At 36.5% G+C, this 17,139-nt stretch carries 7 protein-coding genes; 6 read left to right on the top strand and 1 reads right to left on the bottom strand.

Annotated elements, in window-relative coordinates:
• Window positions 1-494 precede the first annotated feature (494 nt).
• On the bottom strand, window positions 495-986 hold the full coding sequence (locus tag AB1422_08430) for a methylated-DNA--[protein]-cysteine S-methyltransferase (GenBank protein MEW6619345.1): 492 nt from the start codon (window positions 984-986) through the stop codon (window positions 495-497).
• An 85-nt stretch (window positions 987-1,071) separates the two neighbouring features.
• On the opposite strand from AB1422_08430, the gene AB1422_08425 reads away from it, so the two are divergent.
• The 6 genes from AB1422_08425 (at window position 1,072) to AB1422_08400 (ending at window position 16,966) form a co-directional block, all read left to right on the top strand.
• The gene (locus tag AB1422_08425) at window positions 1,072-5,700 is read left to right on the top strand and encodes a PKD domain-containing protein (protein MEW6619344.1); all 4,629 of its coding nucleotides are present in this window, start codon (window positions 1,072-1,074) and stop codon (window positions 5,698-5,700) included.
• A gap of 27 nt (window positions 5,701-5,727) precedes the next feature.
• Window positions 5,728-6,927 (top strand): lipid-A-disaccharide synthase, encoded by a 1,200-nt coding sequence (gene lpxB / locus AB1422_08420; protein MEW6619343.1) that lies wholly within the window; start codon window positions 5,728-5,730, stop codon window positions 6,925-6,927.
• A gap of 1,257 nt (window positions 6,928-8,184) precedes the next feature.
• Window positions 8,185-8,640: a hypothetical protein gene (locus tag AB1422_08415; GenBank protein MEW6619342.1), complete on the top strand. Its 456-nt coding sequence runs from the start codon at window positions 8,185-8,187 to the stop codon at window positions 8,638-8,640.
• Window positions 8,641-8,920: 280 nt separating this feature from the next.
• Complete coding sequence (locus AB1422_08410; protein ID MEW6619341.1) at window positions 8,921-10,141, top strand: glycosyltransferase family 4 protein; 1,221 nt, start codon at window positions 8,921-8,923, stop codon at window positions 10,139-10,141.
• Between the two features lie 80 nt (window positions 10,142-10,221).
• Window positions 10,222-10,374 (top strand): hypothetical protein, encoded by a 153-nt coding sequence (locus AB1422_08405; protein ID MEW6619340.1) that lies wholly within the window; start codon window positions 10,222-10,224, stop codon window positions 10,372-10,374.
• 595 nt (window positions 10,375-10,969) lie between these two features.
• Window positions 10,970-16,966, top strand: coding sequence for a carbohydrate binding domain-containing protein (locus tag AB1422_08400; GenBank protein MEW6619339.1), 5,997 nt, complete (start codon window positions 10,970-10,972; stop codon window positions 16,964-16,966).
• The last annotated feature ends 173 nt before the right edge of the window (window positions 16,967-17,139 follow it).

Here is a 17,139-nt window from a genome sequence, read left to right as displayed (position 1 = left end):
CAAAGTAGCTGGAGAATATTTTGATTTTTGATTTGTAATTTTACATTTTGATGTTTGATTTTTAATTTATTTTATGGTATTCCAGAAAAGTGGAAGTTAATTTTGCAAAAACCATTAGGTTCGCCTTTTGGCTTGCCAGAAGCGAGGCTAAAGCCTCATACTACAAATTTTGTAACTATTCACCATTCACAATTCACCATTCACAATTTCTTCCCTAAATTTCCTTAATAATGGTGAATGGTGAATTGTCAATTGTGAATTGTGAATTATCACTCTTCACGGTGTCAAGCAAACCTGGCCCAAGAGTTCGATGCACCGCTATAGCGCATCCAATGACTCTATTCGATAATTCATCAAATTTCACTTCGTGCTCTCCGTACCCTTCGTGGTGAATAGTTACCAAATTTTTTTGTATTTGTGTTCATTCGTAGTTATATATTCCCTCTGTGTTCTCTGTGACTCTGTGGCTATATCCTGAACGGTTACCACCATTTTTAAGACCGATTATGTTCTAATCTGAGCAAGTTTTTCTTCATCTCTATTCCCCCTAAAAAACCACCTGATTTCCCATCACTTCGGATAACGCGGTGGCAGGGAATAATAATCGGAAGAGGATTTTTCTTTAATGCCTGTCCTACCGCCCGAAATGCCTTTGGCCTACCTATCTTTTCTGCGATAAATTGATAACTCCTTACCTCACCATAAGGAATTGAACAGGTAACCTCCCAAACTTTATTTTCAAACTCAGTCGCTGACCGGACATCTATCGGATAGTCAAACTCTACTTTTTTACCTTCAAAGTAGTTCATTAGTGAGTTTTTTGTCTTCTCAAAACATTTATCATCTCGAACTAAACCCTGCACCATTTTAAGGATATTTTTCTTATCAGGTTGAGGTAAAATAACACGAGTTAAACCAATATTACTCGCCATTAACCCCATCCAACCGAATTTAGTTTTAAAAATTGAATAAAACCTTTTTCCCATTCACAGATTATAAGGTATCATAAAATATCATCTTTGTCAATCTATTTTTTCTTGCCAAATTTTAGTTTGTATGGTATAAATATAAATGATGGATTTTAAAAAGTCTTTAATCCTTCTAATTTTATTTTTACCTGCTTATGTATCGGCAGAGGAATCTCTAAAGGTAATCTGTGTTCCCTGGTATAACTCATATAACGCACATCAAACCTGGAGTGGAAAAGAAATTATCCTTAAAGGTACCGTTAAACGGGGCACTGGAACTTTAAAATACCAGTGGGATTTTGGGGATGGTAATTCGACTATAACTAAGATAGTGACTAATCCTTACAGCATATCTGCTACACATACTTATAAAGGAAGTGAAAATACTCTATTCATTGCCACCTTGAAAGTAACTGATGGAATGAATAATACAGGCACAGATAGTTATCGAGTCAGGATAAGAGAAGCGACCACTACTGTGGCGATGGATATTGCTATTGATAATGCCCTCTGGTTTCTACATAGCACCCAAACACGAACAATACAAAGTGGGACAGAATGCGGATATTGGAAGGCGTCTGGTTTTTATGTTTCGCCTACTGCGGCGGCAATTGAGGCATTTGAAAATCAAGGACGGTTACCAGGTGGGGATAGAGATGAAGACCCGTATGTAGAAACAATAGAAAGAGGATTTAATTATCTTTTTACCCGATGTGAAATAGTTACAATTGGCACACAAACCGCTGGAGACCCGGATACAAATGACAATGGTATAGGAATAGGAATATACCAAGGTCAACCTATATATGAAATAGGGCCAATGATGATGGCGATAGTCGGCAGTCGTCAACCAGAGCGAGTAGCCAGGACCGGGCCGGTTATAAATCGAACATATCGAGAGATTCTTCAAGATATGGTTGATTATTGTGCCTGGTCACAAAGTGATGAAGGTACTCACACCCCCCATGGAAGGGGTGGTTGGCAATATTCTCCTTATAATAATCAGAATGGGTCCAGTGATAATTCTGCAACTCAATGGCCAGTAATAGGATTAACCGCCTCAGCAACTGACCCCTGGAATATATCCGCACCTCAATTTCTTAAAGATGAGTTAAAATATTGGTTAGAGTATAGTCAAAATACCAATAATGGGGGTTTTGGATATACATCTCCATCTGACCCTTCTGCGGTGAGGACTGGTGCGGGAATAGCTGATTTTGCCTATCTCGGATATACCGCTACTGAAGAAAAACCCAACAAGGCAATTAATTACTTGTATAACAATTGGAAAAATGGCGGTGCCAATTTTGGTAATTTTTATGGTATGTATGCCATTATGAAAGGGCTAAGGCTTATAAAATTACCCTCGCCAGATATGCTGGGTGATATTGAGTGGTATAATGAGTATGTAGATTACCTTTTAAAAAATCAGTTTCCTGATGGTCATTGGGAGGATAAAAAAGACTGGGCAATATATCTAACCCCTTCACTTTCTACTGCCTGGGGAATACTTATTTTAATGAAATCCTTATTCAGTGCTCCACCTGTTGCCATAGCCCGGATTAACCCACAAATAATCCAGGTAGGAAAATCAATCCAGTTTATTGGCACTAACTCCTACCACCTTGACCCAAAACGACACATTGTCAAATTTGAATGGGATTTTGGAGATGGCTTTAATGCACCAGGCTCGATTACTACTCATACATTCTTCCAACCAGGCGTATATTCCATACTCTTAAAAGTGACTGATGATAATTCTACACCTTTAACTGGTGAAGATATAATTCAAATTCGGGCATTAGTCGCGCCCGCAACCATAACTATCTCACCAGGCTCAGTAACTATCCCGGTGACAAAAACTATGACCATTACTGCACTGGTTAAGGATGAATTTGGTAACCTCGCTGATGATGGAACTATCGTCGATTGGTCCACAATCATTGGTTCTATAACTTTATCTTCACCGACTATTAATGGCATAGCCATAGCAACTTACTCTGCACCCACCAAAGTCGGCACAGGCACCATCACCGCAAAAGTCATTGGGGGAAAAAATCCATCTGACTCTATTATGGTCACGGTAACCTCTGGACTGCATCATCACTTTAATTTTGACCATATTGGCACTCAAACCGCAGGAACACCTTTTACTATCACCCTTACCGCAGTAGATTTCTGGAATAATCCTGTCCTTGACTTTAAAGATACCGTAACCTTAACTAACCTTAATGGTGAAATTACTCCAAAGACCATTACTGATTTTAAAGATGGTAAATACATTGGCACGGTGAGTGTTTTTAAGGCAGGAACGGCACTACTCATCGCTGATTGCAAAGGTAAAAAAGGGGTGAGTCCCCCATTCCTTGTTCAACCAGGTGAAGTCTCATACTTTTTGTTTGATGAAATTGGAACACAGATTGCGGGAATTGATTTCTTAATCAAAATTACGGCTTATGATAATTGGGGAAATACCGCAACAACATTTTCTAATAGTGTTAATTTAAGTGTCCAGCCTTATCAAAGTGGTAATTTTAAAGATGGACAATGGTCCGGGATGGTAGTTATTAAAAAAGCGGGCACAACAAATATTACCGCTATGGATAATGATAAATCTGGCACAAGCAATACCTTCTTAGTTAAACCCAATAACTTTGAGTTCTTTATCTTTGCAACAATCACCACACAAATTGCTGGGGTAGGTTTTCCAATTACCATCACCGCTTATGATGCCTATGATAACATTGCGGATTATAATAATACTGCCTATCTTCAGGATACATCTCATACGATTGCCCCACAAACTACCACAAAATTTACCTCTGGCATCTGGACAGGCACAGTTTCAATTAATCAGGTAGGAACTACGGTAATCACGGTCTGGTCTGGCACTAAAACAGGAATGAGCAATGTATTTTCTGTCTTCCCCTCTGATTTATCTTACATCTCTATCTCACCAAACACATTAGAGTTAATTGTAGATGCCGCCGCACCACTAATTGCTAAAGGATATGATGACCATGATAATGAGTTAGCGAATTTTGAATGTAATTGGGAGGTCACTGAAAATATCGGATATTTTAATGCAAATGTTGGCTCACAAACCATCTTTACCGCCGGGATATTAGTTAGAAAAGGAATAATAAAGGCTTTTGTCGGCAATATCTTTGCTACCGCGGGAATTACCATTCTCCCTGGCTCCTTATCTTATATTATTATCCTGCCACAGGCAACGATTACTGTGGTTACAAATTCACAACCTTTTAAAGCCAAAGGATTTGATAAGTATGCGAATGAAAGGGTGATAAATGGTCAATGGCAAATGGAAAATGGACTTGGAACTCTAACTCATCTTGAGGCAACCTCTACGACCTTTGTTGCCGGAACAAAAACCGGTCTTGAGATATTAACATATAAAGTCGAGGAGATAACGGGAATTGCTACAATTACATTAATTTCGGATGTCTTAGACCATTTTGGGTTTAAACCTATTGAAGTTCAAATTGCAGGTCAAAAATTCGAGATTCAAATAACTGCCTACGATAAATATGGCAATATCGTGGAAAGTTTTAATAATTCTGGCGAATTGAAGGATACAACCACAACTATTTTACCCAAAACTACCTCTAATTTTAAATCAGGCACTTGCTCACAAGAGGTTGTTATTACTACGGCAATGGATAATGTAACCATTAATATATTTTCACAAGGCAAAACTGGTATTTCCCCACCATTTACGGTTTTGCCCGCAATTGTGAACCATTTTAAGATTGACCACATTTCAACTCAAATCTGGCGGACATCTTTCCCCGCAACCGTAACCGCTTATGATATTTATGAGAATATCGCAGATTATAATGGTGCTTTTAATTTAACTGACACGACCAATTCCATCAATATCACCCGTAATTTTACCGCAGGGATATGGACAGGCACGGTGAGTATAAATAAAGCAACGCCCGATGTAGAAATAACAGCCACAGATGGAGTCAGAACCATAAAGAGTAATCCATTCTTTGTTTTAATAGACGATAGTAAAGATGAAAAGATACAAGAAGGAAATATAGCGATAGATGTGGCGCGATATTTTCTACCAGAAGACTATTACCCGGTTTTTATCAAAGACCCACCCGACCCAGAGGTTACTACGGCTAATTACTATACCGACAAAGACACTCTGGTAAAAAGGATTCCAGATACAGTTTATAAAATCGAGGGACGAAATGAACAAAGAGAGATTTTAACTGAGGGATTTGGCACAACATCAGCCTTTATTACGATTACCTATAGTGAAGCGGATGTATCTATGGTTGGCGGTAAAGAGTTAAATTTAGCGATTTATGAATTAAAAAACAATAGATGGGTGAAAATTGAGGATGGCGTGGTGAATACATTTGAAAATAAAGTCACTGCCCCTATTTCCCGACTTGGGATTTACACCTTAATTGTTTATCTTGAGGCTCAAGACCTCTCTAAATTCATCGTCTATCCTGTTCCTTTTAAACCCAGCAGAGGGGATGATAAAATCATATTTGAGGGGTTACCTGCTAATTCCACGATTAGAATTTATGATATATCAGGAGATTTGATAAGAATGATTGAGGATGTCAGTTCGATATACGAATGGGATGTCAAAGACAGTCATTCAAAGGATGTTGCCAGTGGAGTATATATTTATATCGTTACCTATGGTGTTGAGAAAAAATCAGGGAAATTAGTGATTATCAGATAAGAGACGGAGAAAGGGAGAAACGGAGAAATGGGGAAAGTAATTGGTAAGAGGTTAAAAGAAATGAAAAAAATAGTCATTATCACCGGCGAGGCATCCGGAGATTTGTATGGTGGCAAATTAGCTCAAGCCATAAAAGAATTATCGCCAGATGTCCATCTTCAAGGAATGGGTGGTTCTAATATGGCACTTGCAGGGGTAAAGATAGATTTTGATATATCTGACCTCTGTGCAATTGGTGCTGTAGAGATTATCACTAAAATCCCTGAATTTATCTACCGACTGAAAGAGGTTGGCAATTATTTAGAGAAAGAAAAACCTCATCTGTTAGTCTTAATTGACTTCCCTGAGTTTAATATGCGATTGGCAAAAACAGCCAGAAGATTAAACATCCCAACCGTATATTATATTCCTCCAACTGCCTGGGCATGGCGAAAAGGCCGGGCAAAAACAATGACGAAATTAGTTGATAAGGTTATTTGTATATTTGATTTTGAGGCAAGGATTTATCAAGAGGCAGGCAATAAGGTAGAATTTATCGGTCATCCCTTATTAGACATCGTCAGCCCTCAAATGAGTAAAGAAGAGGCTTGCAAAGAGTTTAATCTGGACCAGAAAAAGAAAATTATTGGCGTGTTGCCTGGCAGTAGAAAAAGTGAGATTAAGGTTTTATTGCCAATTATGTTATCCGGGGTTGAAAAAATTCAGAGACATTTTCCGGATGCCCAATTTATCCTGCCTTTAGCCCCGACTTTATCAAAAGAGGATATTTTGAAATTCAAACTTCAAAATACGAAAATAGTATCAAACAATACCTATGAGGTAATGAACATAAGTGATTTACTCATCGTTGCCTCCGGAACAGCGACATTAGAAGCCGCCTTAATAGGCGTGCCGATGATTATCGTTTATAAACTCAACTGGCTCACCTGGCAATTGGGTAAGATATTAGTTTCTACGGGTGGTTTTATTGGCTTGCCAAATATCGTTGCCGGAAAAGAGATTGTTCCAGAATTACTCCAAAATAAGGCTGAGCCTGAACTTATTTCCCAATATGCCATAGAGTTATTGGAAAATGAAGACAAAAGGGGAAAAATGATAACCGAGTTGAAACAAGTAAAGGAAAAACTGGGTGGTTCTGGAGCAACGATTCGGGCAGCAAAAACTATGCTTGATTGCGTGGGGGTACTGATAAATCGAAAGTTCTATAACATTAATAAATATCAATAGTTACAGATAGGACAAAAAAATTTCGACCTGTATGGTTAGGTTTTGAATATGGACTATCTCCCGCAGATTTCGCAGATTATCGTTGATGTTTCCCCTGAAAATAGCGAATTAGTGAATTAGAGATTAGCGAATTAGTATAGTATCCACAGACTCGTATCCTATGGTGTAGAACAGATATTCCCCCTTAATAAAGGGGGTTAGGGGGTTGTTCTTCCATTATTTTCATCCCCCTTTGTGAGCCGCAGGTTCATGAGTGTTTCCCCTGAAAATAGCGAATTAGTGAATTAGAGATTAGCGAATTAGTATAGTATCCACAGACTCGTATCCTCTGGTTTAGAACACATATTCCCCCTTAATAAAGGGGGTTAGGGGGTTGTCCTTCTCCCATTTTCATTGCCCTTTGTGAGCCTTGGCTCATGTCCGTTTCCTCTGAAAACTGGGTTCGGGGTTCGGATTTCGTGGTTAGGGGATTCTTTTATTCCCGAATCTCGAATCCCTTTATTTCTGCGTTTCATCTGCGAAATCTGCGGGATACATTAAATCTTACGGAATTATTTATACCCTCATACTGTAGCACGCTATACACATACAAAAATTGCTTTCAAATTATCTAACTCCATAGTCTTATCATTGTTTATAATTTCTAACCATACAGGTCGAAATTTTTTATTATTTTTTTTAAAAAATGCTTGACAAAATTTAATTAATATGCTATTATACAATCCTAAGGGATGAGGAATTAAATCCTTCTTTCAATTGTAGATAGGAATTAGAAAAAAAGAGATATCACTATATCTTATTGAAAATCAAATGGTTGTGCTAAATTTTTGTCTTTAAATAGAGGGGAAGTTCCGTTGAAAGTCGATGATAAAAAACTCGACTATTTCAAGGATAGTAGGAGGGTAACTGCATTCTGCACAATAAGAGGGTCAACCTTTCACTTGAGATATATTTTGAGCACTGAAAGACAAGGGTGCGATTTATAAATCAAGTGGGAAGGATAAGATAGCCGCGGAAAGCCTGAAAAAAAACTCAGGTAAGGCTAAAGTGAGCTAAAATTATCAGCCGGAAGGTGTGGTAACATCTGTGGCTAAAAGCAAAAAGGATGTAACTATGCGTTTGTGAGATTTCTATGACTGATGCAACAAATAAGCTTTTTCACAGGTGAATCTCTCTGGCTGATGGAGATTTAACCTCTGTTTTTTAGCTCGCATTTTGTATTTCCGCAATCTTTAAAAAGAAAGGAGGTGAAAAAAGATGAAGAAGGTAATGAGGGTAACCATATTAGCGATGAGTTTAGTGTTCTCTCTGATAACGGCAAGTTCCGCCGCCGTAGTAACTTTAACAGTTGGGAATTGGGAATTTGAATTGGGATATGATGGAGATCCTGCTCCTTATTTTGACATAGCAGGTATCTACGCTGGTGTCGGGGCAGAGAACACTGTTCATGGAGCAGCAGCGTTTGTATCTGTAGAGGGAGACAATGTATTAGAAATAGGGATCTTTGGCAACGCTTATGACATTAACGCACAGGGAAACATTACAAGAGCTGATTATACCATAAGGGCAAGACTTGATCCTGTAACCTGGCAAGGACTAGCAGATTACGCCTGTCCACATTGGAACGACTATGTGGGCGATATGTCGGCTAGTCTCAGTTTTGGAGAGGCACCAGAGATAAAAGAGACTATTACTCCACCTGGTGTTAAGTAACGAATGGATGTTGATAAGTATAAAGGTTTGTCTCTTAAGGAAAGAGAGTGGGGAAAGAGAAAATAACTTTTCTTTCCCCATTTTCTTTGTAGCCCCTTGTTGATACAAAAAAGGATGAAGAGGAGAAACTACTCACCACGTGCCTTCTTGCAGGTAATTTCCCATTTCAGTGACCCATTACGCGGGGGTGTAAATTTTTATTGACAGAGGATAAAATTTGTGCTAAAATTCTCCCAAAAATGAGCAAAAGTGAAAGAGTTACTTGAAAGGAGCATCAAGAATGAGAATTTGTATGTTAGCCCGCTCTATACCGGTACATGCCAAAGGTGGATTGGAAGACCATACGATGATGATTTGTAAAGGGATTGCCCAGAAAGGTCATAAGGTAATTTTGATTACCACCCAACATCCACAAGGTAAAGAATACGAGGTTATCGATGGCATAGAAATATATTATACAAAGGGAACAAGACCTGGTAAATATTCGTGGGCATGGTGTAGAAAAAGTGTCCAGGAATTTATCAGGTTACATACCCTGGAAAAATTTGATGTTGTTCATGGTCAAAGTGGTGGAGGAATACCTTTTCTTTTAGAGGGATTAAATAAAAAATACAATATCCCGACGGTAATTTCTTTACATGGCACAAACCTTGATGAGCTAAAGTCTGCGTGGGGTGTATTACTTTCCTCTTACAAAGATATACGAAATGCCTTTTTATCTATACGCAGGATTTTATATCATATTTATAATTATTTCTTTGTATCTCGTAAAGCTCTTATGAGAGCCGATGCTATCATTGCTACAAGTAATGAACAAATAAAACGCATAAAGTTCCTTTATCAAACCAGGGATAGCGATATATTTGTGGTTTATAATGGAGTTGATACGCATTTATTTGCTCCTAAAAATAGCACCGAATTAAGAGAAAAATACAAAATAAATCAAGCAGGTAAAGTTATTTTAGGTGTGGCCAGATTGACTAAAGAAAAAGGAATCCAAAACATTATCCTAACTATGCCTGCTATCCTTAAGAGTATTCCAGGGACTAAATTAATCATCGTAGGTGATGGAGATTATCGAGAGGATTTAGAGACACTGATTGATAGAGCAGGACTAAGGGAAAATATTATTACCACAGGACTTGTGCCTTATGAGGAGTTACCCCTGTTTTATAATTTAGCCGATGTCTTTGTCAATGCAACTATCCGTATCAATGGTTATGATTTAACCATAATTCAGGCAATGGCTTGTGAGAAACCGGTGATAGTTTCTAATCTTGGCAGTGTGCCTACAGTTATTACCCATAATGAAGATGGGATTTTAGTCCCGCCTGGTAATATCCAGATTTTAACGCAAGAAATTATCAGGATATTGCAAGAGAAAGCATTGGCTGAAAAGATAGCCAAAAAAGCACGGGAAAAAATAATAAGGCAGTTTAGTTTAGAAAGTATGGCAGAGGGAACAATTAAAGTCTATAATTCATTAACCCAGAAGGGGTGAGATTATTATATTGAATTTAGGGTTCTGCAAAATAGGATTTGGGGGAGACAACAAATAAATATTAAATATCAAATATCAAAATGCAAAATTACAAATCAAATTTCAAAATTGATAAGTTGCCAAAGAATAACGCTGAAAGGAAAGAGATAATTTTACTGAACTTTGGCAAATTTGCAAAATTCTCTGAAAAACTTAAAACTAAAAGCGTAAAACTAAAAATCGTTGATAGTTGATAGTTGAAGGACTATCAACTATATAGCAGTTATTATTCAAAACTTTACTTAGAATTAAATACTCGTAACTACTCGTAGTGAATTAACAAGTTATGCGCAAACCATTGCTACACTATGTCAAATTAGTGCTATAACTCTCTATATTTTTAGACAATTATGTCCATTTGGCTTGCTTTCCCCCATTTCTTATGATAAAATGGGAAAAATAGAATATGAAAATTCTACCTCATCCTTCATTTAATGTCCCATAGGGACAATATATCGGTAAATGGCTTTCCATAAATTTTCTACCAATATATCGTTCCTACGGAACTGATTGATTTGTCTATCTATTCCTACCGATATTATGTTCCTAACGGAACGATTATTCTCATGCCTTATTTATGGGTATTATCCTATGTAAACTTCCAGTTAATAACCGCTATATCTGCTATTTATCCGTGTTAATCTGTGGCTGAATAATTACTGAATAGTTACAATATTTTTTCTTCGTGGTCTTCGTGCCCTTCGTGGTTTATCTTAATCGCACAGGTCGCAAAATTTTACTTGCATTTAATTGAATTATATGGTATCATTATACAATAGGGAAATAGTGATGATTAAAAGGTGTGTTTTTCTAATATTATTTATACCGCTTAATGTCTGGGCTCAAACCTTATTAACTGAAAAATTAGTGATAGACAAAGAATTGCTTACCCCTTCTGCTAAAAAATCCACTGCCTCAAAAGTTGAAACTACCACCAGAAAACAAGCATTTACCTCCCCATATCAATCATTAGCCCAGGGAGAGATTAGCTTACTTAAACCTATCTCTAAAATAGAAGAAAAGATAGGAGAACTTGAACCTGAGGTAGAGTTTGAGGTAATTATACCATATCAAATTAAACTAAAATTTGATAGAGATCACTACAACAAGATTAAAAGAGCCGCAGAAAAAATAGCCCGAATAGAAAGAAAGGAGTTGGCACAAAGAAGGGAAAAAATCCTCGAGGAGAAACAAAAACTTATTGAAGAAGAAGAACAAAAAATGAAAGAATTAGAGATAAAAATAGCCCGGGAAGAAAAACAAAAATTTGAAGAAAAATTACAATTAATAGAAGAAGATATTGAACAGGAACTTGCTCGGAAAAAGGCAAAACAACAAGAAGAAAAAAGGATTAAAGAATTAGCCGCTAAAAAAGTAGAAGAGGAAGCAAAACTAAAAAGGGAAATTATTGAAGAAAAGGAAAAACTCGAATTAGCACAAAAAGAAGCAGAAAAATTGGCTAAAGAAAAGGCTGAAAGAGAAAAGGGGGAAAAGGAAGAGGCTCAAAGAAAGGCGATTGAAGAAAAGAAAAAATCTGAATTAGAGAAAAAAGAACCAGAAAAAGTGACTAAAGAACCGGCTGAAAAAGAAAAAAAGCCAGAAAAACTGGCTAAAAAATCTGAAAAGGAAAAAAGAAAAGAGGAAAGAAGAAAAAAGAGAGAAGAAGAATTAGCAGGACAGAAAGAGTTTGATTTGAATGCTTTCCTTGACCGCGAATTACCCATAGATTCAAAATTACAGATTGACGGGACAAAGGTAATTGATATAAAAGCAGGAAATTCTGAATTTCTTGATTCTAAACGGCGTAAAAATAAGGAAAAGCCTGGCGGTGGATTTACCTCGGGAATTAATATCCACCAGGAGCTAACGGTCTTACTTCAAGGCACTATAAAAAATAAAATCAATATTAAAGTTGACTATAGTGATATTGACCAGAATAAAAAACAAAAATTCTATATAAATTATCAAGGTGATAATAAAGAGGTTGTTCAAAAGGTAGAATTTGGTGATGTTAAATTCAGTGCCCCTAACACTGAATTTGTAAACTATAATCAGCAGGTATTTGGTGTGAGTGCTGAGGCAAAATTAGGTAAGAAAACTAACCTCTGGGGTATTGCCAGTAGAACTAAAGGAATTAGAGTAACCAAAGAATTCAAAGGAGATAGAAGAATAGTAAATATCAATCGAGCGGATACAAGTTATCTTGCCCAAAAATATTACTATTTATTCTCGCAGGAACTGGGGACGATTGCTACTCCCATTACTTTAGAGGCAGTATATATTGATGATAAAAATGGTAATAATAATAACCCACCTAAACATATTGGTCAGGCAACGGCGATAATTGGAAGTAAAACTTATACCGGCCGTTTTGATATCCAATACAACGGGGAGGATTATACCTATAATAATGGGGATAGCATCATTACCTTTAAACAAAATGTTGGTCGAGATTACATCGTGGGTGTAGTTTTTAGAGATAACACCGGTAAATATTTTCCACAACAATACTCTGGAGATATAAATAACCCGGGCACTATACTTATGATTGAACCAGGCGTAGCTTATGTAGAAGATGATATTTTTGAAATGAAAAACCGCTACACCATAGGTGAAAAAGGTATCCCAACAGATACAGACCTTAAATTAGAGATTATAGATAACGCCAGTAAGAATTTTTTTGATAAAAATAATAATAATACCAAAGATACAGGCGAATACTATTATTTACAAATCTTTGGATTGGATAATAATGGTGATGGTAAGATTGATGATAACCCGACAATTAATCAGGATTATATCGACCATGAGACCGGAATTATAGAATTTCCAGATATGACCTGTTTTGACCTGAGAGGCACAGAAACGAATCCTTTCTTAAATGCCCATATTAACGAGTTGAAAGATTATCTTGAACTCCTATCTGTTTCATATAATCCAAATGATGATTATTCCAAACAGCATAAATATACGATTATAGGAAGTTATACTACTAAAATAAAGACTTATATGTTAGGTTATTTGAACATTGTTGAAGGCAGTGAACAGATTTATGTTGATGGGAAATTATTAACGCCTAATACAGATTATTTTATTGACTATGATACCGGTTTTTTAACATTTATGCCGCATATAAATATCACTGAAAATACAACGATTAAAATAGATTATGAATACACACCTTTTATCGGGACAAAATACCAGAAAACAATAGCCGGTTTGCGTGGTGAGTTTAAACTAAATGACAACTTTTCCATAGGTTCTACTTATCTTTATGAAGGTGCACAAAAGTTGAAAAAAATACCTAAGGTTTCTGACCCAACACTTGGAAATTTACAGGTAGTAGATGTCAATGCCTCGATTAAAGTTCTCCCTCTGTTGAAAAATCTGTTTAAGATGGATAATAAATTACCCCTTGATATAACCATTGGTGGGGAAGTGGCTAAATCCTTCAAGGATAAAAATACCTTTGGCTCGGCAATTATAGATTCTATGGAAGGCGTGGAGGATGCAAGGACAATTTCTATGGATGAAAACGCCTGGCAACTCGGTAGTCTGCCGCAAACAAATAAAAGGGCTAAATTATTATATTGCAAAGATAGCTATGGAAATCTTATGACCGCACCTGCTTATCGACCAATAAGCGAAATATCAGGTCCTTATGATTATGAAGAGAATGTCAAATGGGAAGATGATGATACGGTAGAAGAAAATGTCCTGCGACTTCATTATACGGATTTTGGAACAGATTCCTGGATTTCTATTGTTTCCCCGCTATCTAATACGCCCATTGATTTTACTGATTATACACATTTAGAAATCTGGCTTAGAAACAGTGACCTGAATAAGATAGATGAATTGTATATTGATTTAGGTGAGGTTTCAGAAAACGCCGATGGTATAGGAGGAGAAGGAAGGTTGCCGAAAAAAGAAGATGTAAATAATGATTATGTGCTTAATCAGAATGAAGATACGGGCTGGCAATTTCAATATCTTGATGGTATAACTACTCAAATAGGCGCCGATAATAATCAACTTGATACAGAAGATTTAAACGGAGATGGTATCTTAAGTGTCAACGAGAACTATTTTGTCTTGAATTTTAAAGAGTTTGGGGGAACGGTTAGTATTAAATATCAAATAGGAGATTGGCAGTTATGGTCTATTCCATTATCAAAGGCACAAATAGGCACCGGAACACCACGCTTGAGTGCTATTAAACATATCCGATTACGATTTAAAGGCACAGAGACTGCTACGGAAGGTGAAATCTGTGTTGGTGGTCTTGGACTTATTGGTAGCGGCAGATGGAGTATGGGCACGGTTACTCCTTATGGAAAAGGCACATTTACGGTTAGCTCAAAGAATGCAGAAGATGATGTTTATAGCTCCATTAGAACTTTCGCTGAGTATAAAGAACTATACCCGGATGAAGATATGAAAAGAGAAGAGGCGCTGGTATTAAAATATGACTTAGAACCAACAACCGCTGGGTCTCAAACTCCTACTACTATAACAAAAGGTTATTCCTACTGCACATTTCAGACTCAACAAGGTTATAATGATTATAAATATCTTAAATTCTGGCTCTATGGCGATAGTCAATCTGAAAAATTCTTCATAAGATTTGGGTTAAATGAAAATAATTACTTTGGATACACACTTCCGGTTGACTTCACAGGGTGGCGATTGATAAGTATTAATCTGGATGATTTTAAAAATAAACTAATTAGTGTGATTGAGGAAGAAAAAAGAAAAGGTTCAAACACACCACCTTATAATTATACCGAACTACCCTATGGCTATGAGGCTAAAAATAACCCTACCTTTGATGATGTCAAATGGCTCAGCGTGGGGGTTGAAAATACATCCACCACCCAATCAATTAGCGGCGAAATTTATGTTAATGAAATTCATTTATCTGAGGCGAAAGAATCAAATGGTATGGCAAGAAAAGTTGCAATTAATACTAAATTTAAAGATTATCTTAGCCTTGATTGGAGTGAAAAGGTCATAGATGGTGAATTTGAATGTATTGGTCGAGCACCTCAAAATGATGATACGACAAGACAAGATTTAACTTTAAATTTCACCAGAATAAAATTTTTACCGCTTAAATATGAATGGTTTCATGACATCAGCAAACTTGACCCACTTGTTGGTCAAAATATGCTTAATAACAATTGTGGGCAAACTACGGCAAAATACCAAAAATTATCAACAAATTTTAAGATTAAGGAACTCGCTAAAAAAATACCAAAGTTTCCGGATATTACTCTTAACGCCTGGGGCGACCGTAAGATAATCAATACCGACCGCCGAAGTAAAAAAGAGGATGAAACTTATGAAAATCTACACGGCGATACGACTTATGTCTATAATTACACATTTCCAAAGAAGATATTCAGGTGGATACCAACGGGTGAAAAACTTGGTCTTACCTCAACTTATAAACATAACGAAGATTGGTCAAAAAAGGAATATCAGGTAGAAACAACAAAAAATGAACGGATACTAACTAGAGCCCAGGATGAACGAGTGGATTTAGAATGGACGCCAATAAAAACATTAACAGGTAAATCTATGTCTAATTTTACTCAAACCTTGAAAAAAACACAAAATTTGGCTCAGGATGATACAAAATATTACCTTAGTTCAAGGAAACTTGAACAAAAGTTTGACCGAATAGTTTATAGTGGTATTCCCTTTATCAATCCTCGAGTTGACAGCGGGATGATATACCAGGAATCTTATGCAGGAACATCTACCAATCGGAGAAAGGATATTAATACCAGCGCTCATTTTGGACTGACTTCGGAAAAAGAACTGAATCCTTTTGAGTGGTTTCCGAAATTAAAAGGTTGGCCAAGATATAAGATTTTTACCTTTACCCCTAAATTTACCCTTGATGTCTCGGCTAATTATAATAATCTTTTAGCCGAATTAGGTTTGTTGGACTGCATAAAAAATATTTATAATGATTATTATAAAGGTCAGTTATTAAAAGGAGAGGGGCCAAAAACAGGTCAATATCCGTCATTTGGCGGTGAGCGAAGGTCAGCCAGCAATAAACGGGGATATGAGTTAAGAAGTAATTGGTATACGCCATGGAAACCTCTGGAAAAAACATCTTTGAATTATACTAAAACGGATGAAAAAGGTCAAAACCAGAGTTCCTTAACCTGGTCATTAACCGATTCCTATGAGTTAGATATGGGAATTAATTTATTGACGGCATTCCCAAAATATAACAAATTGTTAGGCACATCTTCCTCAGATAGAACATATTTTACCAATAAATATACCTGGAGTAAAACACAATCCAATGAAACAACGATTAAAACTCAACTTCAACCATCTCTAATCTGGAAACGAAAATGGAAACAAGGATTAGATACAGAGTTTAAATTAGACCATCAAAACTCTAAAACCAAAAAACAAGGGGGGCTTAACGACTCGCTATTTAATATTACACCCAGTTTTCTAATAAAGCATGATATTACAAGACCACAACCAGTTAAACTCCCATTTGGCCGTAAACTTAGTCTGAAGAAAAGACTTACAACCGATACCACTCTAAAAATTAAGTTAGAAAAGAAAAAAGAAAACAATAGACTCACCGTCCATACAAATGAATATTCAGTTGATATGAGTGGAACTTATGAATTACAAAAGAATGTTACTGGCACATTAGGTGGGAAGATAGGTTATACTCAAAATAAATTAGAAAAGGATAAAAATTTCTACGGTTACGAGGGACGATTCAGGGTGGACTTTAAGTTTTAGTTATAGGTAATTATTCAGCCACTGATGGACACGGATTAGTAACCGTTCAGGCTATATATCAAAAGTGTAAGAAAGGGGATAAGGAGATAAGGGTGATATGGAGATAAGATAATAGAAATAGATTGAAATTTATAGAAATAGGTAGAAATTGATTGTGGAAAACAACAAATTTC

It is taken from the genome of bacterium, assembly GCA_040757115.1.
GTDB lineage: Bacteria > UBA9089 > CG2-30-40-21 > CG2-30-40-21 > SBAY01 > JBFLXS01.
The sequence above is the reverse complement of the archived record's forward strand: the minus strand, read 5'-3'. Positions and strand labels throughout refer to the sequence as shown.